20 protein-coding genes are annotated in these 25,162 nt (G+C 59.0%); 9 read left to right on the forward strand and 11 right to left on the reverse strand.

What is annotated here, in order from left to right:
* The first annotated feature begins 95 nt into the window (after positions 1–95).
* Positions 96–314: a hypothetical protein gene (locus tag ACJJU9_RS09565; protein WP_153327403.1), complete on the forward strand. Its 219-nt coding sequence runs from the start codon at positions 96–98 to the stop codon at positions 312–314.
* Here the strand turns inward: ACJJU9_RS09565 and ACJJU9_RS09570 are convergent.
* Both ACJJU9_RS09570 and ACJJU9_RS09575 read right to left on the reverse strand, forming a co-directional pair.
* Positions 302–541 (reverse strand): DUF2789 family protein, encoded by a 240-nt coding sequence (locus tag ACJJU9_RS09570; RefSeq protein WP_048368990.1) that lies wholly within the window; start codon positions 539–541, stop codon positions 302–304. The genes ACJJU9_RS09565 and ACJJU9_RS09570 overlap by 13 nt on opposite strands.
* Positions 542–643: 102 nt before the next feature.
* Complete coding sequence (locus ACJJU9_RS09575) at positions 644–874, reverse strand: hypothetical protein (protein ID WP_123748688.1); 231 nt, start codon at positions 872–874, stop codon at positions 644–646.
* Positions 875–1,343: 469 nt separating this feature from the next.
* On the opposite strand from ACJJU9_RS09575, the gene ACJJU9_RS09580 reads away from it, so the two are divergent.
* Together ACJJU9_RS09580 and ACJJU9_RS09585 are read left to right on the forward strand one after the other, a co-directional pair.
* On the forward strand, positions 1,344–1,814 hold the full coding sequence (locus tag ACJJU9_RS09580; protein ID WP_407730560.1) for a hypothetical protein: 471 nt from the start codon (positions 1,344–1,346) through the stop codon (positions 1,812–1,814).
* A complete protein-coding gene (locus tag ACJJU9_RS09585) occupies positions 1,811–2,020 on the forward strand; it encodes a hypothetical protein (protein WP_407730561.1) in 210 nt (69 codons plus the stop codon). Before ACJJU9_RS09580 ends, ACJJU9_RS09585 begins: the two co-directional genes overlap by 4 nt.
* A gap of 16 nt (positions 2,021–2,036) precedes the next feature.
* On the opposite strand, the gene ACJJU9_RS09590 is transcribed toward ACJJU9_RS09585, so the two are convergent.
* A complete protein-coding gene (locus ACJJU9_RS09590; RefSeq protein WP_407730562.1) occupies positions 2,037–3,563 on the reverse strand; it encodes an MFS transporter in 1,527 nt (508 codons plus the stop codon).
* A gap of 162 nt (positions 3,564–3,725) precedes the next feature.
* Between ACJJU9_RS09590 and ACJJU9_RS09595 the strand changes: the two genes are divergently transcribed.
* The 4 genes from ACJJU9_RS09595 to ACJJU9_RS09610 all read left to right on the forward strand — a co-directional run bounded on the left by ACJJU9_RS09595 (position 3,726) and on the right by ACJJU9_RS09610 (position 8,412).
* Entirely contained in the window at positions 3,726–4,598 is an 873-nt protein-coding gene (locus ACJJU9_RS09595) for a LysR family transcriptional regulator (protein WP_153374569.1), read from the forward strand.
* Positions 4,599–4,687: 89 nt separating this feature from the next.
* Positions 4,688–6,784: a bifunctional diguanylate cyclase/phosphodiesterase gene (locus ACJJU9_RS09600; protein ID WP_123748691.1), complete on the forward strand. Its 2,097-nt coding sequence runs from the start codon at positions 4,688–4,690 to the stop codon at positions 6,782–6,784.
* A gap of 65 nt (positions 6,785–6,849) precedes the next feature.
* Complete coding sequence (locus ACJJU9_RS09605) at positions 6,850–7,596, forward strand: SDR family oxidoreductase (protein ID WP_048368997.1); 747 nt, start codon at positions 6,850–6,852, stop codon at positions 7,594–7,596.
* 207 nt (positions 7,597–7,803) lie between these two features.
* Positions 7,804–8,412, forward strand: coding sequence for a DUF4880 domain-containing protein (locus ACJJU9_RS09610; protein WP_153374571.1), 609 nt, complete (start codon positions 7,804–7,806; stop codon positions 8,410–8,412).
* Positions 8,413–8,601: 189 nt separating this feature from the next.
* Here the strand turns inward: ACJJU9_RS09610 and ACJJU9_RS09615 are convergent, their stop codons facing one another.
* From ACJJU9_RS09615 to pvdM, 6 genes are all read right to left on the reverse strand, one after another.
* The gene (locus ACJJU9_RS09615; RefSeq protein WP_407730563.1) at positions 8,602–9,846 is read right to left on the reverse strand and encodes an AGE family epimerase/isomerase; all 1,245 of its coding nucleotides are present in this window, start codon (positions 9,844–9,846) and stop codon (positions 8,602–8,604) included.
* Between the two features lie 108 nt (positions 9,847–9,954).
* Positions 9,955–10,818, reverse strand: a complete 864-nt coding sequence (locus ACJJU9_RS09620) for a LysR family transcriptional regulator (RefSeq protein ID WP_048388430.1) — start codon at positions 10,816–10,818, stop codon at positions 9,955–9,957.
* A 527-nt stretch (positions 10,819–11,345) separates the two neighbouring features.
* The gene (locus ACJJU9_RS09625; RefSeq protein ID WP_407730564.1) at positions 11,346–13,820 is read right to left on the reverse strand and encodes a TonB-dependent siderophore receptor; all 2,475 of its coding nucleotides are present in this window, start codon (positions 13,818–13,820) and stop codon (positions 11,346–11,348) included.
* Positions 13,821–13,953: 133 nt separating this feature from the next.
* Positions 13,954–15,618: a cyclic peptide export ABC transporter gene (locus ACJJU9_RS09630; RefSeq protein ID WP_314914465.1), complete on the reverse strand. Its 1,665-nt coding sequence runs from the start codon at positions 15,616–15,618 to the stop codon at positions 13,954–13,956.
* Between the two features lie 363 nt (positions 15,619–15,981).
* A complete protein-coding gene (locus ACJJU9_RS09635) occupies positions 15,982–16,842 on the reverse strand; it encodes a formylglycine-generating enzyme family protein (protein ID WP_407730565.1) in 861 nt (286 codons plus the stop codon).
* A gap of 11 nt (positions 16,843–16,853) precedes the next feature.
* Positions 16,854–18,200: a pyoverdine-tailoring dipeptidase-like protein PvdM gene (gene pvdM / locus ACJJU9_RS09640; protein WP_407730566.1), complete on the reverse strand. Its 1,347-nt coding sequence runs from the start codon at positions 18,198–18,200 to the stop codon at positions 16,854–16,856.
* A gap of 198 nt (positions 18,201–18,398) precedes the next feature.
* On the opposite strand from pvdM, the gene ACJJU9_RS09645 reads away from it, so the two are divergent.
* Positions 18,399–19,259, forward strand: a complete 861-nt coding sequence (locus ACJJU9_RS09645; protein ID WP_407730567.1) for a pirin family protein — start codon at positions 18,399–18,401, stop codon at positions 19,257–19,259.
* A gap of 109 nt (positions 19,260–19,368) precedes the next feature.
* Here ACJJU9_RS09645 and ACJJU9_RS09650 read toward each other — a convergent pair whose 3' ends face one another.
* Together ACJJU9_RS09650 and ACJJU9_RS09655 are read right to left on the reverse strand one after the other, a co-directional pair.
* Positions 19,369–22,656 carry an EAL domain-containing protein gene (locus ACJJU9_RS09650; protein WP_407730568.1) on the reverse strand — a complete coding sequence of 1,096 codons (3,288 nt, stop codon included), beginning with the start codon at positions 22,654–22,656 and terminating at the stop codon, positions 19,369–19,371.
* 57 nt (positions 22,657–22,713) lie between these two features.
* Entirely contained in the window at positions 22,714–23,607 is an 894-nt protein-coding gene (locus tag ACJJU9_RS09655) for a LysR family transcriptional regulator (protein ID WP_048388443.1), read from the reverse strand.
* A 132-nt stretch (positions 23,608–23,739) separates the two neighbouring features.
* On the opposite strand from ACJJU9_RS09655, the gene leuC reads away from it, so the two are divergent.
* Positions 23,740–25,158 (forward strand): 3-isopropylmalate dehydratase large subunit, encoded by a 1,419-nt coding sequence (leuC, locus tag ACJJU9_RS09660; protein ID WP_123748704.1) that lies wholly within the window; start codon positions 23,740–23,742, stop codon positions 25,156–25,158.
* Positions 25,159–25,162: the final 4 nt, after the last annotated feature.

The raw sequence follows: 25,162 nt of genomic DNA on the forward strand, positions 1-25,162 counted from the left end.
ATGCATCTATTCGGTACATAGCTTTTTCCGCTGTCACGGAAGCACTAACATAGCCGGCATCGTTAGGAGACTAACTAATTAGCGGAGTGACCCTCATGACCAACCAGGTCGATGTAGCCGTGATGATTGGTAGCGGTGTTCCCAAAAGCTTGCGCGCTTTGGGCCAAAAGGCTTGCTGGGTAGTACTGGTGAATGGTGAACAGCGGGGGACGGCCTTCTCAAGCCGGGTCGAAGCAGAAGAATGTCGCACGGCGTGGTTGGCGCAACTGGGCGCCAACCTTGGCACACGGCTAGAGCACGCTCAGCGTGCTTGATGCAGGCGTTCGTTGAGTTCGTCGATAACAATGGCCCAGTGATCGTCAGCGGCGATTTTTTCTTTTAGAAACTGCGATTGAGCCGCGGTCCAGAAAGGCGCATCGGCCAGTTTGACGTCTTCAGCCAGTGTCGGGGTCTTGAGAAAAAACGCGTCGATCGACGCTTGATCAGCGTCCAGACCCAGTTGTTCAAACAACGCTTGCAGGGTGACAGGGGTATCGTCCATGTTCATTTCCTTGAGTGGGTGCTCAGCTTTGAGGCCTGCGAGAGCAAAGAGTTCGAGGCCAAGCCTAGAATAGAAACATGAAGCGTGTTGTTTAAAGTGCGTTTAAACGTTGAGAGCGCCAGCGTCGACGGCTTCTTTTAGTTGCCGGGCCGATTCCATGCCGGCTATTTTTGCCAGCTCGGCGGTCTTGAACCAACGGTCCTTTTCAACCTGGTAGTAACTGACTTTGGTCAAAGGTGGTTTTGGGCGCATCACGATCACTGCCTGAAACTCTCCGTCGACATCTTTGACGTCACCACGGATGAAATACTCGCCAATATCAAATTCCGTCACGTGTCATGATTCCTTGCAAGTAATGGAGTACAGACAACCTGGCGGCATGGGCCAGGCCAATTTTTCGCGCCAGTATGGCAGCAGTTGGCGGGTTGTGGCGCAGTTAACGCATCGGTGCGACGAAAGCCCTGTTGAATATGGGGCCAATCAGGCAGAAAATAAGCCGTTGGCAAAATTGGGAACAGGATGTGTATACCCATTCCTGTGCATGAGTCGGTAGAATAGCCGCCCAACTGAGTACAAACCGCTGTGCGCGAGCACATGCCCTGGTTAATTTCCTTCAAGTTCTGACGCCTTTTTGTCAGGGCAACCCAGGCGGGAATCCATTACTTTTACATCACAGGCCATCCCTGACCCCCAGCCGTCAGTTGAATTTCCCGTACTCGGTTTTTAAGTGGGCGGGTGAGGCCTTTTTTACTGCCTGCCTTTTAGCAGGCAGATTCTTTTTTTTGTTATTGAGGGCTTTTCGTTGGCAGTCAGCAATTTGGAGATGCATGCTTTATTTGTGTTGGGTGACTTGCGGGCCCGGTTGGTCAAGTTGTTCCAGTCGCGCTTTGTATACGTCACCGAACAAACGGCAGAAGGTATTTACATCGCTGAAATCGATACCGAAACAGCGTTGGTGGTAGACGACAAACCCGGCCTGAAACTCAAGGTTGGCGATCATTTCAGTGCCGCCGTCATGCCGAGCCGTGAAGGCGGCAAGCTGGAAATCAAGTTTCGTGAAATCAAAATGACGGTGTGTGGCATTGGTGAATATGCCTACGTCAAGTCGCCCTTAGGTGAAGGTATTGTTTTCAAGGACGGCCAAACCGTGATGCTGGTGTTTGCGGCAGCCGAGCAACTCGAAGCTGGCTTGAGCAAAACCTTAAAGGCGGTCACCGCCAAGGCGGCCAAATGGCGCAAGGGTGAGTTGACCTTCAAGGCCAGCGAAGAGTGACGCTGACTCGCAGCCAGTTTCATCAGCAGCACCTTGAGCAGGCCCAAGCCAAGGCTGCCGAGTTATTTGCCCGGCGCACGGACCTCAAAGGCGCCTGGCTGGGCTGGGTGGCGGGGCAACTGTACAGTTTGAGCCCCGCCGAATACGCCAGCATGGTTCGCCGCGAACTGCAGCGCTTGCAGGAAGGTGCGCCAGCATCACCGTGAGCGGGGCGAAGCCTTTTCAGGTGGCAACGATAAACCGTGGTATCGGTTTACGCATCAGCGTGCCCACCAGCAGTGCGCCCAACAGCGCGAGCAACCCGGCCACCCACAGCAGGGTACTGAAGCCCGCGACAAACGCCTGGGTCGCCAGTGGTTGAATCTGCGCTTGTGCCGTCAGCGGCAACTGGCTGAGCGCCCCTGACATGTCGCCCGCGACTACCCGTGAAGCAATAAAGTGGCTTTGCTCCAGCCAGGGGCTGGCCACCTGTGCGAGGCTGGCTTGCAGGTTTTGCTCGGTGTGCCCGCCCAGCAAGGCGCCGTACACGCCGATTGCCAACACGATGGCGCTAAAGCGCATGGTGGTGCTCATGCCAGACGCCATGCCCACCCGGTCTCGCGGGACGCAGGCCATGATGTTTTTTTGCGTGTCGCCGTTCAGCAGACCGGCACCCGCGCCAGTCACGGCGGTGGCCAGGGCGAAACTCAGGTAGCCGCCATAACCCACGGCCCAGGCGCTGAGCAAGTTGCCACAGCCCACCAGGGTCAGCCCCAAGGCCATCATGCTCGCCGGGGTGTAGCGTGACGCCATGCGCGCGCCAATTCGTGGGCAGATCAACATGGTCAGGGCAAACGGCAGCATGCCCAACCCCGAGAGAATGGCCGTGAGGCCCAGACCGTTTTGCAGGTAGAAGGGCAGCAAGGTCATCATCACCTGAGCACACCCGGCATAGGCAAACATGCCCAGCAATGCGCCGATAAACCGCGGGTGACGGAACAGTTGCAGGTCGATCATTGGCCGTTGTTGCACCGACTCGACCCACACAAACAGCGCCAGCAGCAAGGCGCCGCCGCACAGGCGGGCATACGTCAGCGGGTTATCCCAGCCAATCCGGTTGGCTTCGATCAGGCCCCAGATCAGGCACAGCAAGCTGGCGCTGAAGGCCAGGCTGCCCCAAGGGTCGAGGCGTGCGGACTGCGGGTCACGTGATTCACTGATAGCGTGGCGCACCAGCGCCATCAGCACCAGGCCGACCGGCAAGTTGAGGTAGAAAATCCAGCGCCAGCCCAGGTACTCGGTGATCAGCCCGCCCAAGGTTGGCGCTGCGGTCATGGCCACCCCCATGCACGCGCCCCAAAACGCCCAGGCCTTGGCCCGTTCAACTTCATCATGGAAGGCATGCCCGATGGAGGCCAGCGCCGAGGTCAGCAGCAACGCCGCTCCAACGCCTTTTACTGCGCGGGCGATTTCCAGCAGCAGGCTATTGGGCGCTGCCCCGCAAGCCAGTGACGCGAGGATGAAAATACACAGGCCCCAGATCAGGGTGGTTTTGCGGCCAATGCGGTCGGCAATGCTCCCGGCCGGCAGCAGCAAGGCGGCAAACGCCAGCATATACGCGCTGACCACCCATTCGATGTCGACAAAGTTGGCGCCCAGATCACGGGCGATGGTGGGCAGGGTGACCGCGACGATATTGGTGTCGAGCACGATCAATGAACACACCCCGCTGGCAGTCAGCAGGGTCAGACGTGGGCTCACTGTTTTCATGGGCGTTGCCCTGTGCCAACCAAGGGCGTTACTTTGTGAGTAATCAAGTTGACGGACATGTGCGAGTCTCTCTCGTATGGCGGTGTCAACAGGGTATCGCTGCGCTGGCTGAGTTGCGTTAGCTGGCTGCTCGAACTCCATTACCTTTGAGCTAATGCTGCTATGGAAATACGCCACTTTCGCTACTTTCTGGCCGTTGCACAGCACTGCAATTTCACCCGCGCTGCCGAAGTGTTGGGCATTGCACCGCCGACCCTGAGCCGACAAATCCAGGACCTTGAAAATGCCCTGGGGGTTCGCTTGTTCGTGCGCGAACAGCGTCAGGTCAGCTTGACCGAGGCGGGGCAGGCGTTGCTGCCCGAAGCCGACGCCACCGTACGGCAGTTCGAACTGGCGCAGCGCCATGCGCAACGTGCCGGGCGCGGTGAAACCGGGCATATCGAATTGGGTTATGTGGCTTCTGCGGTGTATTCCGGCGTGTTGCAGCGCCAGGTGCAGGCTTACGCCCATGAGTCTGCTGAAGTCAGCTTGAGCGTGCGCGAAGCGCCGATGGCCAGTTTGCCGACGATGGTGGCCGAAGGGCGTTTTGACCTGGGCTATGTGCGCTCACCGATGGCGCTGCCCCCAGAATTGGAAGCCATTCGTCTGAACAGCGAAGGGTTTGTCTTGGCGATAGCCGCCGACGCGTGGCTCACTCGCCTCAAGCACATCAGCGCCGAGCATTTGCAGCACGAGACCTTCATCTTGCCCGAGCAGATCAGCGGCACATTGCACGTGGCGGCCCAAGGTGGCTATGCCCCTAAACTGGGTGCGCAGCCCGGCGGGCTGGTGGCTGTCATCGCTTTGGTGTCCTTGAACCGGGGCGTGGCGGTGGTGCCGGCCTCGGTGGTGGGGCATATCAGCTTGCCGAATGTGCTGTACCGGACTATTGAAGGGTGTGACGCGACCTCCTGGTTGTCGTTGATCTATCGCCGATTTGAAAAGTCCGCGGCAGTCGTGCGTTATATCGACAAGGTCAAGCGTGAAGCGGGTTAGCATTTGCGTGCGTTCGTTTCAGGAAACAGTACAATCGCGCATTTTTCACTGGGCATGGATGCTGGTCCGGATCGTTCAAGAGAAAGCTCATGGTTGCTGCAACGTACTCTCCCGCCCTGGTGTTTATTTCCTTATGCGTGGCCATTCTGGCCTCGTATACCGCACTTGACCTGACAGGGCGAATCGCTACCGCGCGTGGGCGAACGGCCTATTTGTGGATGGGGGGCGGGGCGCTGGCCATGGGTTTCGGGGTCTGGTCGATGCACTTCATCGGCATGCTCGCCCTGGAATTGCCGCTGGAGCTGGGTTACGACCTTGGCCTCACCCTGTGGTCATTGCTGGTGGCGATTTTGTCTTGCGGGTTTGCCTTGTGGCTGGTCAGCCAGCCCAGCCTGCCGGCACTGCAATTACTGTTGGGCGCCCTGATCATGGGCGCCGGGATCAGCGCCATGCACTACAGCGGCATGGCGGCCTTGAAGATGCAGCCAGGCATTGACTACGACCCGACGCTGTTTGGCCTGTCGCTGGTGATCGCGGTCGGCGCCTCGGCGGCTGCGCTGTCCATCGCGTTTCGCCTGCGCAAGCAAACCCCTTATGTGCGTTTGATTCGCGGCGGTGCGTCGGTGGTCATGGGCCTGGCGATTGTCGGCATGCACTACACCGGCATGGCGGCGGCGAATTTCCCGGTGGGCAGTTTTTGCGGCGCGCTGGTTGATGGTCTGAGCGGCAAAGGTCTGGACAACCTGGTGCTGGTGTCCAGCCTCGCGGTGCTGGTGATAGCGCTGCTGACCTCGATCTTCGATGCCCGCCTGGACGCCCGCACAGCGGCGCTGGCGGATTCACTGACCCTGGCCAACGAAGAGCTCACCCAGCTGGCCTTGCATGACACCCTGACCGGGCTGCCTAACCGCATCCTGCTGGCTGACCGGATCAGCCAGGCCATGGCCAAGGTCGCGGAGCAGGGCGGCTGCTTTTCGCTGATGTTTATCGACCTGGACGGCTTCAAGCCGGTCAACGATGCTTTTGGCCATCACGTGGGTGACCGCTTGCTGCGTGAAGTGGCCTTGCGTTTGCGCGAGCAGTTGCGCAGCCAGGACACCCTGGCGCGCATTGGCGGCGATGAATTTGTGTTGCTGGTGCGTTTGACCGGGCCCGACGACGCACCGCAAGTGGCCACCCGCCAAGTCAGCCTGTTGGCCAAGAGTTTTCGGGTGGATGAGCATGACTTGCAGATCTCTGCGAGCATCGGTATTGCGCTGTACCCCGGCAATGGTCAGAGCGCCGAAGAACTGCTGATGAACGCTGACGCCGCGATGTACCACGCCAAAGGTGGCGGTAAAAACGGCTACAGCTTCTTTGACGTGTCGATGAACACCAACGCGCGCAAACAACTGCAACTGTTGCAGGATTTGCGTCAGGCGCTGGAACATAATCAGTTCCGCCTGCACTACCAGCCCAAATTTGATGCCAGCAACGGTAAGCCGGTCGGGGCCGAAGCCTTGCTGCGCTGGGAGCACCCGCAACAGGGTTTGCTGCAACCGGACGACTTTATCGAGCTGGCCGAAAAAACCGGCCTGATCATCCCTATTGGCGAGTGGGTGCTCAACGAGGCATGCCGGCAAATGCGCATCTGGTTTGACCAGGGCTACAGCCACTGGCGCATCGCGGTCAATTTGTCGGCCTTGCAGTTTTGCTACTCCGGGCTGGTCGACAGCGTAGTCTCGGCGCTGGAACGCAACCAATTGCCAGCCAACAGCCTGACCCTGGAAATCACCGAAACCACCGCCATGAGTGACGCTGATGCGAGCATGACTGTGCTGCAAAAGCTTTCGCACATGGGCGTCGACCTGTCCATTGATGACTTTGGTACGGGCTATTCCAGCTTGATGTACCTCAAGCGCCTGCCTGCCAACGAGCTGAAAATCGACCGTGGTTTCGTGCGCGACCTGGAACATGACAGCGATGATGCGGCGATTGTCTCGGCCATTGTGGCGTTGGGCCAGGCGCTGGGTTTGCGGATCGTTGCTGAAGGCGTCGAGACCGACACCCAGCAAAGCTTCCTGACCACCTTGGGCTGTGATTCCCTGCAAGGTTTTTTGCTCGGTCAGCCCCTGCCAGCCGAGCAATTTATGGTGGATATTCACCGCGCTGAACAGCCCGTCGCTGGCAACCCGGCTTCGGCCTGACAAAACCGGTGCATCGCGGTTACTCTTGTGCTCATGTCCACTGGTTGAATGGGGAGCGCGTATTTATGGATAGAGTCATCGTGATCACCGGTGGTAGTCGCGGCATTGGCGCAGCCACTGCTGTGCTGGCGGCGAAACAGGGTTACCGGATTTGCATCAACTACCAGTCTGACGACACGGCGGCGCATCAAGTGCTGGACGAGGTGCGTGCGCTGGGGGCACAAGCCATTGCGGTTCGGGCAGACGTCAGCGACGAAGACGAAGTTATCAGCCTGTTCTCGCGGGTTGACCTGGAGTTGGGCCCGGTCACGGCGCTGGTCAACAATGCGGGGACCGTGGGGCAAAAGTCTCGGGTCGACGAAATGTCGCAAGTGCGCATCATGCATACCCTTAAAACCAACGTGCTGGGCCCGATTTTGTGCGCCAAACACGCGGTGCTGCGCATGTCACCGCGCTACGGCGGCCAGGGCGGCAATATCGTCAACGTGTCATCGGTGGCCGCGCGACTGGGCTCGCCCAGCGAATACGTCGACTACGCCGCCTCCAAGGGCGCCCTCGACACCTTTACCCTGGGCTTGTCCAAAGAACTGGCTGGCGAGGGGATCCGGGTCAACGCCGTGCGGCCGGGTTACATCTTCACCGACTTTCACGCCCTCAGCGGCGACCCGGGTCGGGTCAGCAAACTTGAACCCCTCATCCCCATGGGCCGAGGCGGGCGCCCGGAAGAAGTCGCCGAAGCCATCATCTGGCTGCTCTCGGACAAAGCCTCCTACACCACCGGCACCTTCCTGGACCTGGGCGGCGGGCGTTAAACAACTGTAGAAGCGAGCCTGCCCCGCGATCTTTTAAACGATCAAAAGATCGCGGGGCGCTCGACACGTTCTGAACAAGCGCATTGCAATTACGCTCAATCTGCTGATAATGCGACTTATTGCTATTTGAGTCTGGTGATCTGTCGTGTCTGCACCTCTTCCAGGCCGTGCCTTTGTTCATTGCTTGTCACATACGGCGCAATGCCCATGAGCAAAAACAAGCTCGACCCCATTACCCGTGATGCCATTGACTGGGTTCTGCACCTTGAGTCTGGCCGCGCCTGTTCTTCCGAGCGCCAAGTGTTCAAAGCCTGGCTGGCTGAAAACCCTGAGCACAAGGCCGCCTGGCAACGGGTCGCCGGGCTGGTGAAAAATTCCATGGCTGACTTGCAATCAGTTGATCGGCGTAGCCCGGGTGAAATGCAGGCGGCACTCAAGGCCTTGCTCGATACGCCTTCGCCAGCTCGCAAAAAAGCCCTGCAAGGCGCTGTGCTGCTGTTATTGCTCGGTCTGGGCACCGCCGTGTTGGTAGATCGCGTAGTGCCGTTTGCAGGCTTGATGGCCGATCAATACACCGGCACTGGTGAACGCAAAACCATCGAGCTGCACGATGAGCCGCTGTCATCCTTGATCGATGCCTTGCGCCCTTACCAGACCGGCGTGTTGCGCATTAGCCCAGAAGCCGCTCGGTTGCGGGTTTTTGGGGTATTCGCGCTGGACAACACCGCGCATACCTTGAGTGCACTGGCGCAAACCCTGCCGCTCAAAGTCACGCGCTATGGGCCGTGGTTGACGGTGATTGACGTGGTTCGTTAATTTTTAAATGGCTTTAGGAGAACGTCCTGCTCGTAGCAGTTGCCGAGCCTTGCGAGGCTACGTCCGGCTGCGAAGCAGTCGTCACAGCAAGCGCCCCAGTCTGCCAGTTCGACCTTGCACTTAGCGTTTACGATCGCTGCGCAATCGGACGTAGCCTCGCAGGCTCGACAACTGCTACGGACGGGTTTTTTATCGACGTAGCTTGAGGGCGCTGGCCAGGCTGATCGCCAGTGGCAAGCGCGGCAACAACGTGGCCTGGTAAGCGTGGTACAAATCGCCCTTGCCGGGCCAGATGGTGGCCGATGGCAGGTTGTCCGGGCCCAGTTCATGGTGCCAACTGCCGTTCTCACGGTCGATCAGGTGCAGGTCGATGTAGTCCCAAAAACGCTGATACCACACGTCGTACTCAGGCTCGCCGGTGCGTTGAATCAGGGCCGTGGCCGCCGCTGCGGCTTCGGCGAGGGTCCAGTGCAGGCGCTCACGCACCTGCGGTTGATGGTTCCAGTCCAGCGTGTAAACAATCCCCGGTTCACCGTCCACCTGCCAGCCATAGCGGCAAGCGCTGGCGAAGAGATGGCGGGCATCGTCCAGCAACCATTCAGGGTTTTCCAGGCCACGCTGCTTGCGTGCGGCTTCAAGATGCAGCAACAGGCGCGCCCATTCAAACGCATGGCCCGGTGTCTTGCCAAAAGGCCGGAAAGGGTCGGCCGGGTTATCAATGTTGTAGTCGGGCAGCGCTTGCCACTGCGCATCGAAATGCTCAATGGGCAAGTAGCCGGACTGCGCGGCGTGCTGATGTATCACCCGATCGGCGATGCTCAAGGCGCGGTCGAGCCAGAGATCTTCGTCGAGTACATCGGCCAGTGCCAGAAAGGTTTCGGTGCCATGCATGTTGCTGTTGGCCCCACGGTAAGGCTCGCAGTCACTCCAGTCTTCGGCAAAGCTTTCCTGCAAGGCGCCTTGCTCTTCGCACCAGAAATGACGCTCCAGCACACCCACGGCTTCTGCGAGCAATTCAGCAGCGCCCAGGCGTCCGGCCACCACCGCAGAGCTGGCGGCCAGGGCGACAAACGCATGCAGGTAGGCGTACTTGCGGCGGTTGCCATCCTCGGCATTGGGGGTCGCGTACCAGCCGCCGTGATTGGCATCTTGCAGCGCGCCGGCCAAGGCCGAGAGGCCATGATCAATCAACGGCCCGCAGCCCGGCAGGCCCTGAATGTGCGCCAGGGAAAAGCTGTGAATCATCCGCGCGGTGGTCACGGTATCCACCTGCGCATCGGTCTGGCGCTGGCCCAAGCGGTCGAGGCTGGCAAACCCCAGCGGCACGCGCGCAGCCTTGGCGAAATCCACCAGCGCTTGCCCCTGGTTGTGCAGCCACTGTTGATGGGAGGCAGAAGTCAGCCAGCTTTCGTTGGTACGCGTGAGATTGGTCATGTGCCACCTGTGGGGTTCTTGTTATTCAGCGCTCGCAGATTAAGAGATTGGCTCAAAAGCTGAAAGCTTTCATCTTCACAAGACGCCCGGTTGTCGCACAGCTGTTGGTTAAATCTCCGGGCCCCAACGCTGCGACCAGTCGCCGTCCTCCTTGACCAGCTCGCGCAGCAGTTCGATGGCGTGTTGCAACGCCGGGCTGTCGCGTTCGCGTGAGTACACCAAATAGGTCGGGTAGCTGAATTCCGGGGCTTTGGGCACGCGCTCAAGGGCGCCGCTGTCCAGGTAACTTTTGACCACCCGGGTGCGAAAGTAGCCGCTGCCGCCGTTTTCCAGAATGAAATGCAAGGCCACCGGCCCCAGATTAAAACTGATCGGCGCCCGGGCTTTGTCAGGCAGGGCGGCGTCATGCTGACGGCGGAAGTCTTCACCCCAGTCCACGTATACATAAGGCTCGGGCAGGGCAGGGCGGCGAATCTGAATCAGTTTCTCTTCAAGCAACTGCTCAACTTGCATCCCCGGCCAATACTCAGGCTGATACACCAGCGCGGCATCCAGCAGGCCCATTTCGATCTGGCGCAACAGAAACTCACCGTCGCGAATCTGAATCCGCAAGGCGTGCTGGGTGAGGTGTTCTCGCAAGGTTTTCGCCCAGCTCAGAATCAGCGGGTTGCACAGGCTGACTTCACCGCCGATGTGCAGCATTTTGTGCAAGCCTTCGGGGCGCGGCACATCACGGCGGGCGGCCTCCCAGGTTTGCATCAGTTGATTGGCATAGACCACAAAGGCTTCGCCGTCCGGGGTCAGCTTGGCACCGGCGCGGTTACGCACAAATAACCCGGTGCCGAGCAGGCTTTCAAGCTTTTGCACGCGGGCGGTCACAGCGGTCTGGGTGATGTGAAGTTTTTCGGCTGCTGCCGCGAGGCTGCCGCAGCGGACGATTTCGAGGAAGGTACGGGCCAGGTCGAGGTCCATGATCGTGCCTGTGAGCAAGGGGTGCTCAGTGTAAGGGCAATGTACGAAAAACACATGGACACTGTAGGAGTGAGCTCGCCTCGCGATCTTTTGATCTAGATCTTGCTTTTGATCTTGATCTAAAAGGCCCCATTAAACCACGCTGGCCGAACGCAGGTTTTGCGCAGTGGGTAACCCGGCAGGACGCCGGGTTAGCCGCGACACGGCCATGGATGGCCGATCGCGGCGGGCCTACGGAGCAAGGCCTGTGGTGAGGGCATGCCGAGCCAAAGCGAGGCACCGAGGGGTAGGGGCAAAAGCGTTTTGGTTACTTTGCCGCTTTTGCAAAGTGACGCGGCGTAAGGCCGGAACCCTAAGTGGCCGTTGCCGCAGCAACGGATATGTACTCAAGTCAAGAGCCCCCTCACCACGCCTCTCCCGAAGGAGAGGGAACCGATTGGGGGATGCTGAAGATACTCGGCGGCCTGTTTGCTGCGCGACAGCGCGGCGTCGAAGACGGGGCGGCCCCTCCTACAGATTTTGCGGGGTTAGAAGGTGTATTTAGTCGTCAGCGACAGGCTGCGTGGCTCGCCGTAGTAAACAGTGCTGAAGTTACCCAGGCCCGACAGGTACTTTTTGTCGAACACGTTGTTAGCGTTGAGGTTGAACGACAGGTGCTCGTTGTAATCGTAGCGGGTCATCAGGTTAACCAGCGCGTAGCTGTTCTGCTCGATGATGTCGTAGTCGCCTTTCGGGTCGTTCCAGATCCGCCCGTAGAACGGGCTCTGCCAGTTCACACCACCGCCCACGGTGACTTTGTTCAACGCGCCTGGCAGGCGATAGGTGGTGAACACCCGTGCCACGTTTTCAGGCTTGGTGGTTTCCAGCGGGTAGCCATACAGGCGCTTGCCGTCATCGGTTTTGGTCTGGGCGTAGGTGTAGCCCGCCATGATGTTCCAGTCCGGCATCAACTCACCGGCCAGTTCAAACTCGATGCCTTTGGTTTTCGCTCCGTCAACCGACTCGTAGTAGTCGCGACCGGTATCCGCGTCTGTGCCGGCGTAGATCGGCAGTTTTTTCTGCTCGGTGCGGAACACCGCCACGGTCGCGTTCAGGCGGCCGCCAAAGTATTCACCCTTCAAGCCGATTTCGTAGCTGTTGCCTTCGGTAGGTGGCAGGTTGGTGTAGGACTGGCTGCGCTCGGTCACCGGTTTGTAGATCGAGGTGTAGCTGGCATAGGTTGAGTAGGTGTCGTTCAGGTCATACACCACACCCGCGTAAGGCGTGACTTTGCCGTGCTGCTTGGAGGTGGTTTTGTTGTCGCTGAACGTCGACGACTGCACGTAATACTTGTAGGTGTCGTTGTACTGGAAGTCGCTCAGGCGGCTGCCCAAAATGACCGATAAATCGTCTGCTGGCTTGAAGCGGGCAGCGATATAGGCGCTGTTCTGGTTGGTGTTTTTCTCGTACTTGCCGTTTTTCGGGAAGTCCGGTTTCGGGTAATGGCCCTTCCAGTCAAAGATACTGCCCGGAACCTCACCGAACGCGCTGCCATCGAAGGTCGCGCCGGTTTGGCGTGACGACTGCGATGTGGCGCCGACGACCAGTTCATGTTCGCGGCCGAACAGGGTGAAAGGGCCTGTCGCATTGATGTCGGCGGTGGTTTGTACGCGATGGCCTTCCCACTTGCCCCAGTAAAAGAACATGCCCTCACCAGTCACCGGGTCCGGATTGCCGCCACTGGCCGAGCCCAGTTGGGTGTCGTGGTCGTTGGTTTGCTGGTTCAGCGTGCCTTTGACCTTCCAGTCGTTGGCAAAGGTGTGCTCAAGAGAGGCGAAGGTGGTTTGCGCGACGACATCACGACGGCTCCAGTCCGTGGCCGGGTTGAACGAGCGGCTGAAGTCGGTCTTGCTGTAGTCCGAGAAGTAGTACGGGTTACCGGTCCAGGACGAGCCGCGTGGCTTGATTTTTTGATAGTCCATGCCGAAGGTGAACAGCGTGTCGGGGGTTAGATCGGCTTCGATGATGCCGTAGAACACGTCATTCTTTTTGGAGTAATGGTCGCGGTACGAGTCCGCATCCTGGTACACCGCCACCACCCGGCCGCGCACGCTGCCGTCTTCATTCAACGGGCCGGAAATATCGCCTTCGGTGCGGTAATCATCCCATGAGCCGACGCTGCCGCTGACCGATGCCTTGAATTCGCGGGTCGGTTTTTTGCGGATCAGGTTGACCGTGGCCGAAGGCTCGCCCGAGCCGGACAGCAGGCCCGTTGCCCCCTTGATGATATCGACGCGGTCGTACAGGGCCATGTCGACCTTGGTCGCGCCTTCATCGAACACGCCGTCGTACTGGCTGTTGACGCCGTCGTACTGGAAGTTGGTGATGGCGTAGCCACGCGCCGAGTATTCCATGCGGTCACTGTCGTAGGCCTGGGTCGAAATGCCCGGCGCATTGCGCAGCACATCGCCGATGCTTTGCGCGGCCTGGTCGTTCATCAACTGGCGGGTGATCACGGTCACGGTCTGCGGGGTTTCGCGGATCGACAACGGCAACTTGGTCGAACTGGCTGTAGCGCCTGTGGTGTAAGAGCCGGAGTCTTCAGTGATCAGCGTGTTGCCCAGGCCCTTGCCGGTAATGGTCGTGGCGCCCAACTCCAGGCCTTTGCCCTGGTGGGTGTTGATAATCACTGTGTTGCCATTGAGCTGATAGGAAATCCCGCTGCCTTGCAGCAGGGTTTCCAGTGCCTGGATGGGCTCAAGCGAACCCGACACCGAATGCGATTTGATCCCTTGCACCTGATCCGGGCTGTACAGCACTTGCAGGTTGGCCTGCTTGCCAAACTCGTTCAGTGCGCTGGCCAGCGATTGTGCCGGAATGTTCACCGCGACCGGGGCGGCCTGTACCAGTGAAGAGCCTAGTAAAACCGATGCCACAAAGGCGCTGGACAACAGGGTGCGGCGTACAGTCTGGCGCTGGGTAGCGATCGCGAGAGGTGTTCGGCTCAAGGTTGGTCGTTGCATGTCGTGCCTAGGCTCCGTAGAAAAATTCTTTCTTGTTAATGGGAATAGTTATTAGACGCAGCACGATTGAAAAACCGGATAAAAGTTCCTGAAAATAAATAAGTCGATCCCTCAAAACGGTTCGAACGGGGAATTACGCCACGTCCAGCGCCGTGCTGACCTTGCCGCTGTCCATGCGCACCAATTGATCGGCAACGTCGAAATAACGGTCGTCGTGGGAGATCACAATGATGGTTTTACCCAGGCGCTTAAGGTCCGGCAGCAGTTCGGTGTAGAAAATCCGCCTGAAGGTCGGGTCCTGGTCGGCCGCCCATTCGTCAAACACCAGCACCGGGCGCTCTTCCAGCCAGGCGTTGACCAGAGCCAGGCGCTTGCGTTGCCCGGTCGAGAGGTCGGTGGTGCTGAACTGGCCGTCGGTGATGCTGACCTTGTGCGCAATTTCCAGGCGCTTGAGGTACTGCTCGGCGTCCTGGGGGATGTGCATGTCGCCTTGCACCACGTCATCGAACAGGTAGTAGTCGGCAAAAATAGTGGTGAACAACTGCCGATAGTCATCGCGGGTTTCAGCTGACACGGGCTGGCCATTAAGGCGGATCTCACCCTGTTGCGGTGCATACAGGCCCAGCAGCAACTTGATCAGGGTGGTTTTGCCGCAGCCGTTTTCGCCGACGATAAACACAATGTCGCCTTGTTTGATCGTCAGGTTTACCGGGCCGAGGCGGAACGGGGCGCTGCCGTCCACGGGCGGGAAGCTGTAGCTCACGTCCAGCAGTTGCAGGCTGTTGAGGGTCTTGTCAGGGGCGTCCTGTGCGTTGAGCAGCAGGTGCGGCTCGGGCGAGTTGAACTGTTCGGACAAGTCGGCAATGCGCCGGAAGGCGATTTGCGCACGACTGATGATCGGCAGGGTGCTGATCAAATGTTCCAGCGGGCCTTTCATGTACAGCAACACCAGGACAAAACCGCTGATGACCTCGGGGTTGCCGCTGGGCCAAAACGACTGCATGGCCAGCGCCAGGCCGATGACCACGAAAAACAGCATCGAGCCGAGGCTTTTGGCGATGACAAAGGTGTTGATCGAGCGCACCTGAATGTCGCAGATTTTTTGCGCCGTGCGCTGAATGCCGGAGACAAACATCCGTTGCCGACGCGGGCGGTGGATACGCAGTTCCTTGGCACCTTCGGCAATTGCGTTGTAATGCTTTTGCAGCTCGTCTTCGGCCTCACGGGCTTCAGCAAATCCATTGAGGCCGTAGCCACGGGCGATGTACTGGATCACCGTACCGATGGCAATGGCCACCAGCATCATCACAAACATCGGCCACGACAGCATGGCCAGATAGCCCATGCAGCCCAGGGTCACGGTCAGCGAAATCGCCAGTGGGGCAAAAGCGAAGGCGAAGTCGCTGATGGTGTCGACGTCATGGGTCAGCACCGGAATCAGCCGGTGGCTGCGGTAACGTTCAATGTGCGAGATGGGCGCCGAAAGCACCTTTTCGCCGAGTTCTCGGCGCAGGGTGGCAATGATGTGCTGGCCGACATAATTGCTGCCGATGTCGGAACAAATACTGCTGATCAGCGCCAGCACGCACAGCCCGGCAAACAGCGCGACCACCTGTTGGGTGAGACCGCTTTCGGCGTGCAGGGCACTGTTGATGGTCGCCAGCAGCACCGTCACGCTTAACCCGCCGATCATGCCCAGCACGATCGACAGGCTGACGATCAAACGAAAAGGCTTGAGCAGAATAAACAGTTCTCGAAGAACCCCGGGCGATGTCCGGGGCGTGGCAGGCTGGCTCATAAACAAGAGTTCCTTGGCTCAAGGGAAGGGCAGTCTCTTGTGAACGAGTGATTGAGGTGGGGATTTAGCGTTGATTCCCTTGTAGGAGTTGCCCCGTCTTGGACGCCGCGCTGTCGCGCAGCAAACAGGCCACCGAATATCTTCAGCATCCCCCAATCGGTTCCCTCTCCTTCGGGAGAGGGCTAGGGTGAGGGGGCTCTTAGATCAAGATCAAAAGATCGCGAGCAAGCTCGCTCCTACAAGGCCTTTAGAATCAATCACTTATTTTATGTTTGATAAGAGCGAGCTCGTCTCGCGATCTGTTGATCTTAAAAGATCGCAGCCTTCGTGCCTCGCCAGTTCCTACAGGGGGAGGAGTGGGCTTTAAAGATCGCGCTCAACCCTGAAGCCGATCCAGTCACCACGGGTTTGCGGGTAGATGTCGTTACGATTGCCCGAGCGTGAGAACACCGGGGCTTCGCCCCAGTCATTGCCGCGGATCTGCATCAGTTCGCCTGCGCACTCAGTCACCCAGGCACTGCCATCGGTGGGCGCGCCCACGTAGTCGTTGTGTTTGCAGTCTGCGAGCCATTCGTACACGTTGCCGTGCATGTCATATACGCCAAAGGCGTTGGCCGGGTAGCTGCCGACCGGCGAGCTGTAGCTGTAGCCATCTGCAGGGCCGTAGGTATTGGCGTGCTTGGCGATGCTGTAGGGCTTGCCTTCATCCATCGGGAACGGGAAAGGCCCGGTCGATCCGGCCCTGGCGGCGTATTCGCGGGTGGCCTCGCTGACCATGCGGTACGGCTTGCCGGTCTTTTTCGCCAGCCAGCTGACGTAATGCTTCACGTCTTCAAAGTCCATGCACACCGCAGGCTGACGCGGCCCTTGCGGGTAGCTGGGTTTGCTCGCCGTACATTTGCGCCCGGGGCGGTCGTCGCCGTCGGCAATCTTGACCCCGGCTTCCTTGATATACGCATCAAATTCACCTGCCGTGACCTGAAAGCGACTGATCGCCACCGGCTTACTGAAGGTCACGGTGTGCATCGGGCTTTCATCAGGTTCGCGGCCGACTTCATCGTCAGGGGTGCCCATGACGAAACTGCCCGCCGGCAGCACCACCATTTGCGGGCAGTCTTTACAGTCTTGAAAGACCGTGCCCGGTTCGGCTGCCGGGGCGGCGTGGGCCAGGGCGGGCAGGGCACTGGCGAACAACAGGCAATACAGCGGTTTTAGCGTGGGCATGGTTAAACACTTCACTGGGAGATAGGGTTGGCGGCTTTTTGCACGGTGTCCCAGACCCGCAGGAAATTACCGCTCCAAAGCTTGGCGATGTCGGCTTCTGAATAGCCGCGCTGGAGCAACTCGGCGGTCACGTTGCGGGTCTCGCTCACGTCTTTCCAGCCTTCCAGGCCGCCGCCATCGTTGAAGTCAGAGCTGATACCGACATGGTCGATGCCGATTTTTTTCACCGCGTAGTCAATGGCATCGCCGTAGTCTTTCAAGGTGGCTTTGGGCTCATGCTCGACGATGTCGTACAGCCCGCTGGCGTATTGGCCGAAACGTTGTTCTGGCCACACGGTAATGATCGCGTCACCGGGCATCAGGGCCATTTCGAGGTTGTGCAAGGGCGGCAAATCAAACTGGCTGCGCAGTGTATTGAGCTTGTCCTGGCTGGCCTGGCTCAGCGGGCGCAAGTAAGTGCCGAAACCGACAATTTGCACCACGCCGCCGGTGTCTTTGATCCGTTGCATGTCCTTGTCGCTGAGGTTGCGCGGGATGTCGACCAGCGCCCGTGGGGCAGAGTGCGACGCCACCAGCGGGGTGCGGCTGAGCTGGCTGACTTGCTCCAGCGCTTTGTTCGACATTTGCGAAACGTCGATGATCACGCCCAGATCGTTCAAGCGCTTGACGGCCTGCTTGCCGGTGTCTGACAGGCCGTTGAGGGCGTCGGGGGTGTCATTGAAAAAGGGCAGCGGGCGTGAAGAGTCGGCCCAGTCGTTGTTGCCGACATAGCTGAAGCCGAACATGCGCATGCCGCGCGCAGCCCATTTGTCCAACTGATTCAAGTCATTTCCCAATGGGTAGGCGTTGAGCATGCTGATAAAAATCGCAAACTTGCCTTCGCCGTGCAGGCGCCGGAAATCATCCGGGGTGTAGGCAATCGCCACTTGCTCGGGAAAGTCGCGCACCATGGCACTGATGATGGTGTAGCGCACCTCTTGATCATTACGCGCGGCATCGACAAAGCCAGCGGTTGGACGGTGCGGTGCGTTCGGGCCGTTCCAGATTTCTGGCCAGCCGAAGATCGTCAGCGCGGCGCCCGACAACCGGCCTTTGGCTGCCTTGACCAGGTCGAACTGGCCAGGGCCGTCTTTGTCGACTTCATTGCCTGCGCTGCCGAACTCCAGCGGCACGGTGATATGGCTGTCGAATGACAGCAGACGGTTTTGCAGTTCATCGGCCTGTTTGACGATGCTCAGCGGGTAGCCGGCATTGCCTTTGTAAAACGCGTCCCAGGCCAAAAATCCGCCGCCGATGGCTACGGCCAGCGCCAGAGGAATACCGATAAACAGGGCTTTTTTGCTGCGTGATTTAGTCATCGCCATCTCAGTAGAAATCCGCCGCTATACGGCCTTTGCTATCAGGAGGGGACGAGGGGATGACGCAGAAATTTAGACGGGGGTTTGGGGCGTTGGAGTGATCGTTCTATCTGTGGAACGATCTAATTCAAAATTGCCATCTAGTGATATGGGTGATGCGAATCTATAGTGGTTGCCATGCATGACAGGAGGTGCAACATGAAAAACATTATGGGTCTCTACACCGCGCCACGAGGTCATTGGGTCGGCGATGGCTTCCCGGTGCGCACGTTGTTTTCCTACGACTCTATGGGCAAGCACATCAGCCCGTTCCTTTTGCTGGATTACGCGGGCCCAGCCGAGTTCACGCCGACCACTGAGCGTCGTGGCGTCGGGCAACACCCGCATCGCGGCTTCGAGACAGTGACCATCGTCTATAAAGGCGAAGTTGAACACCGTGACTCCACCGGCAACGGCGGGATCATCGGGCCTGGCGATGTGCAGTGGATGACGGCAGCGTCCGGCATCCTTCACGAAGAGTTCCACTCCGAGGCGTTTGCCCGCAGTGGCGGTGCACTGGAAATGGTCCAGCTGTGGGTGAATCTGCCCGCCAAGGACAAAATGGCCAAGCCGGGTTACCAAGGCATTCTGGACCGCGAAATTCCACAGTTGGCGCTCAAGGACAATGCCGGCACCTTGCGTTTGATTGCCGGTGAGTTCGATGGCAGACGTGGCCCGGCGCGTACGTTCACTGACATCGATGTGTGGGACATACGCCTGAACGCGGGCAAGTCGGCAACCTTTGACCTGCCTGCGGGCCGCAACTCGGCGCTGGTTGTGTTGCACGGCACGGTTGAGGTTAATGGCGCGCAAGCAGTGGGCGAAGGCCAACTGGCGCTGTTCGAACGTGAAGGCACGCAGATAAAACTGCACGCCAGCCACGATGTCGTGTTGTTGATTCTCAGCGGTGAGCCGATCGACGAGCCCATCGTTGGTCACGGTCCGTTTGTGATGAACAGCGAAGCTGAGATCCATCAGGCGTTCAGCGACTTCCGGTCGGGCAAGTTTGGCCGGATGTAACCCAGGATCTTGTAGTCGCTGACGAGGTACGAAGGCTGCGATGGGTTGCGCAGCGACCCCAATCGGCGGTCCTGCGGCCCGCATCGCAGCCTTCGTGCCTCGTCAGCGACTACGGGGTTTTTTGTAACAGCTCGCGAAATTGCGCCAAGGGCACTGGCCTGCTGTGCAGATAGCCTTGATACAAATGGCAGTCCAGTGTTTGCAAATACGTCAATTGCGCCAGTTGCTCAACACCCTCAGCCACCACGGTCAGGCCAAGGCTGTGAGCCATGGCGGCGATGGCGCGGATGATTTCGGCATCGTTGGGGTCCTGAATCGCGTCACGCACAAACGATTGGTCAATCTTCAGGGTGTCCACGGGCAAGCGCTTGAGATGGGTCAGGGAGGAATAACCGGTGCCGAAGTCGTCCATCGCAAAGCTGGCGCCCAGGGCGATCAACTGGTGCATTTTTTCGATGGTGTCTTCAAGGTTTTGAATCACGATGCCTTCGGTGACTTCCAGTTTGAGCATCGAGTAGGGCAGGTGGTGATTCAACAGGCTGCGTTGGACCCGCTCAACAAAGTCGCTCTGCAAAAATTGCCGTGGACTGATGTTGACGCACAGGCTGAAACCCTCCGGGTCGAGCAGGCCTTCTTTGAGCAGTTCGCTGAAAGCACGGCACGCTTCATCGAGCACCCAGGTGCCCGCTTCCAGAATCAGACCGCTGTCTTCGAGGATTTTAATAAACTCGCTGGGTGACTGCGGCCCCAGCTCCGGGTGCGTCCAGCGCAGCAAGGCTTCAGCACCCACGATGCGGTTGCTGCGAGCATCGACTTGCGGTTGAAAGTGCAGGCTGAATTCGCTGCGGGCCAGCGCCTGACGCAAATCGCTTTCCATGCGCATGCGCTGGCTGGCGGCGGTCTGCATTTCAAAGTGAAACAGTTGCGTGGTGTTGCGCCCGGCATCCTTGGCCCGGTAGAGCGCAATGTCGGCGCGTTTGAGTAGGTCGGCCGGGTTGGCGCCGTGGTCGGGAATCAGCGCGATACCAATGCTGGGCGTCACCTGCAGGCGCTGGCCGTCGAGGAACATCGGCTCGGCGAGCAATTGGCGAATGGTGTCGGCGATATGGCACACCGCGTCAGTGACCTCTTGCTGCGAGCCTTTAAGCCCGGTCAGCAGTACCACGAATTCATCACCACCGAGGCGGGCCACGGTGTCTTCACTGCGCACGCTGGCTTCCAGGCGCGCGGTGATGATGCGCAACACCGAATCGCCCACCGGGTGCCCCAATGAGTCGTTGATGTGCTTGAAGTGATCAAGGTCCAGAAACAACAGCGCACCGCGTAAATCATGGCGCTTGAGCAGTGAGGTCTGCTGGCTCAGGCGGTCCATCAGCAGGGCGCGGTTCGGCAAGTTGGTCAAAGGGTCGTGGTACGCCAGGTGCCGGACTTGCGCCTGGGCGCTTTTCAATTGGCTGATGTCGCGGGCGGTCAGCAGCAGGCAGCGCGCTTCTTTGAGGGTAATCATTTCAATCGAAATTTCGACGGTGAGGGGGCTGCCGTTTTTGGCCCGGCCAAGCACCTCGCGGTTGCTGATGCGGCCCTTTTCACGCAGTTCATCAAGCAGCGCCTGACGCTTCGAGCTGTCGCCCCAAATCCCCAGCTCATACGGGCTGCGGCCAATCACTTCGTCGCTGCTGTAGCCGGTCAGCCGGGTGAAGCCGTCATTGACTTCAAGGTAGCGGCCGCTCACCAGTTCGCTGATGGTGATGGCGTCGGGGCTGGAGTGAAAAGCCTTGGCGAATTTTTCTTCGCTGGCCTTGAGCGCGGCTTCGGCCCGCTGTTGCTGGGTAATGTCGCGCAGGGTGGTGACGATGCACGGCTGGCCATTGACCTCGATGTGGCGGCTGGACAACACGCAGGTCAGCGGTTCGCCATTTTTGTGGTGCAAGGTTAACGCCGGGTTGGTCTGTGCCGGGGCGCGGATAATGCGCTGTAACTGGCGCAGGTGCTGGGCGCTGGCGTCGGTCAGGGCGCTGCTGGTGTCTGCGCCTTCTTGCAGGTCGGCCACGGTCCAGCCAAAAGTCTGGGTGAAGCTGGTGTTGATTTCGATAAAGTGCGCGCTGTCTGCGAGCATCACGCAAATAGGGTCGGGGCTGGTCTGGAAGACACTGGCAAACTTTTCTTCTGAGGCGCTCAGGCGCTGTTCGCGCTCTACCTGGTCGGTGATGTCGAGCAGGGTGCCGGCCATGCGCAGCGGTTTGTCCGCTGCATCGCGGTACAGCCGGGCACGGCTTTCCAGGTAGCGCGAGGCGCCGTGAGCCAGCGGCACCCGGTAGGTCAGTTGGTAATTACCGGCCGGGCCTTCGCGCAGCGAGCGGTAGGCATTGCGCATGTTGAAGCGTTCTTCTTCGGGCACGCCTTCGAAAAACGCGTCAAATGATTCGTTGAACGGCTCTGCGGGCAGGCCATGCAGTTGAGCGGCGCGGGCCGAACCATACAGGCGGCCGGTGGGGATGTGCCAGTCCCAGGTACCCAGTTGCGCCGAGTCGAGTGCAAGGTCCAGGCGTTCCTGGCTTTCAATCAGCGCTTGCTCGGCTTCTTTGCGTAGACGGTTGTCGACGAAGGTGCTGATCAGGTACGCCTCGCCCTCCAGTTCGACTTTTTGCGCGCTCAGCATGCCTTCATGAAACTGACCGTGACGGTCGGCCAATTGCACTTCCAGAGTGATCGGTGCGTTCTGCTGACTGACGGCTTTGGTGAATTGCAGGCGCTGCGCCGGGTCTGGCCAGATGCCCAGCTCAACCGTGGTGCGGCCAATGGCTTCGGCGGCGGTCCAGCCCAACTGGCTTTCAAAGCTATGGTTGGCCTCGCTGATCAGCCCGTCTTCGATGCGTACCAGCAAAACCATGTGCGGTGACAACTGAAACAGCGTCGAAAAGCGTTGCTCTGAACTGTTCAGCGCTTGCTGGCGCTGACGTTGCAGGGTGACGTCGCGAATCACCCCCATGATCCGCGGGTTCGGGTCATCGCCGGGGACCTGGCTGCCATGGATCTCCAGCCAGTGCAGGCTGCCATCAGGCCAGCGCACCCGGTAATGAATGGGTTTTAGTAATTGCTTGCCGTTGATAATCGCGGCGAAGGCCTGTTGGGCCTTGGGCCAGTCGTCAAAGGGCAGGGAGGCCAATTGCAGAAGGTTACCGGGCAGCGCAAGGGCTGAATCAAAGCCAAAAAAAACGTGGGCTCCATTCGACCAATGCAAGTCGCCACTGTTGAGTTCCCAGCACCAGGCGCCCAGTTGGGCTGCGTTCATGGCGGTGAGCAGTTGCGTGGCACTCAGCGCGTGATTGTCCAGGGCTGACAGGTCGATATCAGACGCATCAGGGGCAGGGTGCAGCGCATCCGTGGGGTTTGACATTGACTGCAGTCCTTGGGCTGAAAATCTTGAAAACGATCCATGCCTGAACCGGTGTTTTCAGGGTTGCTCAGTGTGCAGCGTGTCGACTTGGGCATCCAGCAGTGTCATGAAAGCGTGTGCGGCGTTCGACAAAGTTCTTTCGGTGTGCACGATATAGCCTAGTTGACGTGTCAGCTGTATGCCCGGCAAGGCGATTGAGGCCACTTGTTCATCGAGCATGGTGCGCGGCAACACGCTCCATGCCAGACCGATGGACACCATCATCTTGATGGTTTCCAGGTAGTTGGTGCTCATGGCGATATTGGGTGTGAGGCCCTGGCCTTCAAACAGGCGCTGCACGATATGGTGAGTAAAGGTGTTGCCCCCCGGAAACACCGCCGGGTGGTGAGCAATGTCCGACATGCTCACGCTGGTTTGCTGAGTGAGGCTGTGCTCGGGCGCCACCACGAAATCCAGCGGGTCGTCCCACACCGGCACCGCGCGAATCAGCGAGTGAGGTTCCGGCGCCAGGGTGATAACGGCCAATTCGGCGCGGCCATGGAGAATTTCTTCGTAGGCAACTTCTGAATCCAGGAACTGAATATCCAGCGCAACCTTGGGATAAGTGCGTGTGAACTCACGCAGCAACGGCGGCAAACGGTGCAGGCCGATATGGTGACTGGTGGCCAGGGTCAGGCGTCCGCTGACCTCACCATTAAGATTGTTGAGCGCCCGTCGAGTGTCATCCAGCACGTTGAGAATCTGGTAGGCGCGTGGCAGTAAGGCCCGGCCCGCCTCGGTCAAACTGACCTCGCGACCCAGCCGGTCAAACAGCCGCAGCTTGAGTTGCTGCTCAATGCTGGCGATACGTTTGCTGATTGCAGGCTGGGTTAAAAACAACCGTTCGGCGGCGCCAGAGAAGCTTCCGGTTTCTGCAATGGCGATGAAAGCGTTGAGATTCGCGAGATCCATCTAAGTGAATTCCTGTTGGTTATCCAAAGCATAAAAAATATGAATTTGAGTTATTCACTGTAACCCCATAGCATCGACCTCACAAGCCAAGTGGTTATTGGCATAGAAAGTAGCTGATGAGGAAACCGTCTGATGGCCGGCAAAACGCTCTACGACAAGCTCTGGGATTCGCATTTGGTCAAACAGCGCGACGATGGTTCTGCGCTGATCTACATCGACCGTCATATCATTCACGAAGTGACGTCGCCGCAAGCCTTTGAAGGCCTGCGTCTGGCCGGGCGCAAGCCTTGGCGCATCGATGCCAACATCGCGACCCCGGACCACAACGTACCGACCACGCCAGAGCGCAAGGGCGGGATCGAAGCGATCGCTGACCAGGTTTCCCGTTTGCAGGTGCAAACCCTCGACGACAACTGCGACGAGTACGGCATCACTGAATTCAAGATGAACGACGTCCGCCAGGGCATCGTGCACGTGATTGGCCCGGAGCAGGGCGCCACCTTGCCAGGCATGACCGTCGTTTGCGGCGACTCGCACACCTCGACCCACGGCGCGTTTGGCGCATTGGCTCACGGTATCGGCACCTCCGAGGTTGAGCATGTGCTCGCCACGCAGTGCCTGGTCGCGAAAAAAATGAAGAACATGCTGGTTTTGGTCGAAGGGCAATTGCCGTTCGGCGTGACCGCCAAAGACATCGTGCTGGCCGTGATTGGCAAAATCGGCACCGCTGGCGGTAATGGCCACGCCATTGAATTTGCCGGTAGCGCGATTCGCGACCTGTCGGTAGAAGGCCGCATGACCATCTGCAACATGTCGATTGAAGCCGGTGCCCGTGTGGGCCTGGTGGCTGCCGACGAAAAAACCGTGGCGTACGTCAAAGGTCGTCCGTTCGCACCCAAAGGCGCTGAGTGGGACTTGGCCGTAGAAGCCTGGAAAGACCTGGTGTCGGATGCCGACGCCACGTTCGACACCGTGGTTGAACTCGATGCTGCCCAGATCAAGCCGCAGGTGAGCTGGGGGACTTCGCCAGAAATGGTCTTGGCCGTGGATCAGAACGTGCCGGATCCGGCGCAGGAAGCTGACTTGGTCAAGCGTGGCTCGATTGAGCGTGCTTTGAAATACATGGGCTTGAACGCCAATCAGGCGATCACCGACATCCAGCTGGACCGCGTGTTCATTGGTTCGTGCACCAACTCGCGGATCGAAGACTTGCGCGCTGCAGCAGTGATTGCCAAAGGTCGCAAAGTAGCCTCGACCATCAAGCAAGCGATTGTGGTGCCGGGTTCGGGCCTGGTTAAAGAGCAGGCCGAGGCTGAAGGCCTGGACAAAATCTTCCTCGAAGCCGGTTTTGAATGGCGTGAGCCAGGTTGCTCGATGTGTCTGGCGATGAACCCGGACCGCCTGGAGTCGGGCGAGCACTGCGCTTCGACCTCCAACCGCAACTTCGAAGGCCGTCAGGGTGCCGGTGGTCGTACTCACCTGGTGAGCCCGGCCATGGCCGCTGCCGCGGCGGTAAACGGTCGCTTTATCGACGTCCGTGAATTGATTTAAGGAG

Source organism: Pseudomonas helleri, assembly GCF_045830615.1.
In the GTDB taxonomy this organism is placed as follows: Bacteria; Pseudomonadota; Gammaproteobacteria; order Pseudomonadales; family Pseudomonadaceae; genus Aquipseudomonas; species Aquipseudomonas helleri.

Coding starts and splice junctions, on each gene's coding strand:
- ACJJU9_RS09565 (WP_153327403.1), top strand. CDS start 96: ATGACCAACCAGGTCGATGTAGCCGTGATGATTGGTAGCGGTGTTCCC.
- ACJJU9_RS09570 (WP_048368990.1), bottom strand. CDS start 541: ATGGACGATACCCCTGTCACCCTGCAAGCGTTGTTTGAACAACTGGGT.
- ACJJU9_RS09590 (WP_407730562.1), bottom strand. CDS start 3,563: ATGAAAACAGTGAGCCCACGTCTGACCCTGCTGACTGCCAGCGGGGTG.
- ACJJU9_RS09595 (WP_153374569.1), top strand. CDS start 3,726: ATGGAAATACGCCACTTTCGCTACTTTCTGGCCGTTGCACAGCACTGC.
- ACJJU9_RS09600 (WP_123748691.1), top strand. CDS start 4,688: ATGGTTGCTGCAACGTACTCTCCCGCCCTGGTGTTTATTTCCTTATGC.
- ACJJU9_RS09605 (WP_048368997.1), top strand. CDS start 6,850: ATGGATAGAGTCATCGTGATCACCGGTGGTAGTCGCGGCATTGGCGCA.
- ACJJU9_RS09610 (WP_153374571.1), top strand. CDS start 7,804: ATGAGCAAAAACAAGCTCGACCCCATTACCCGTGATGCCATTGACTGG.
- ACJJU9_RS09615 (WP_407730563.1), bottom strand. CDS start 9,846: ATGACCAATCTCACGCGTACCAACGAAAGCTGGCTGACTTCTGCCTCC.
- ACJJU9_RS09620 (WP_048388430.1), bottom strand. CDS start 10,818: ATGGACCTCGACCTGGCCCGTACCTTCCTCGAAATCGTCCGCTGCGGC.
- ACJJU9_RS09625 (WP_407730564.1), bottom strand. CDS start 13,820: ATGCAACGACCAACCTTGAGCCGAACACCTCTCGCGATCGCTACCCAG.
- ACJJU9_RS09630 (WP_314914465.1), bottom strand. CDS start 15,618: ATGAGCCAGCCTGCCACGCCCCGGACATCGCCCGGGGTTCTTCGAGAA.
- ACJJU9_RS09635 (WP_407730565.1), bottom strand. CDS start 16,842: ATGCCCACGCTAAAACCGCTGTATTGCCTGTTGTTCGCCAGTGCCCTG.
- pvdM (WP_407730566.1), bottom strand. CDS start 18,200: ATGACTAAATCACGCAGCAAAAAAGCCCTGTTTATCGGTATTCCTCTG.
- ACJJU9_RS09645 (WP_407730567.1), top strand. CDS start 18,399: ATGAAAAACATTATGGGTCTCTACACCGCGCCACGAGGTCATTGGGTC.
- ACJJU9_RS09650 (WP_407730568.1), bottom strand. CDS start 22,656: ATGTCAAACCCCACGGATGCGCTGCACCCTGCCCCTGATGCGTCTGAT.
- ACJJU9_RS09655 (WP_048388443.1), bottom strand. CDS start 23,607: ATGGATCTCGCGAATCTCAACGCTTTCATCGCCATTGCAGAAACCGGA.
- leuC (WP_123748704.1), top strand. CDS start 23,740: ATGGCCGGCAAAACGCTCTACGACAAGCTCTGGGATTCGCATTTGGTC.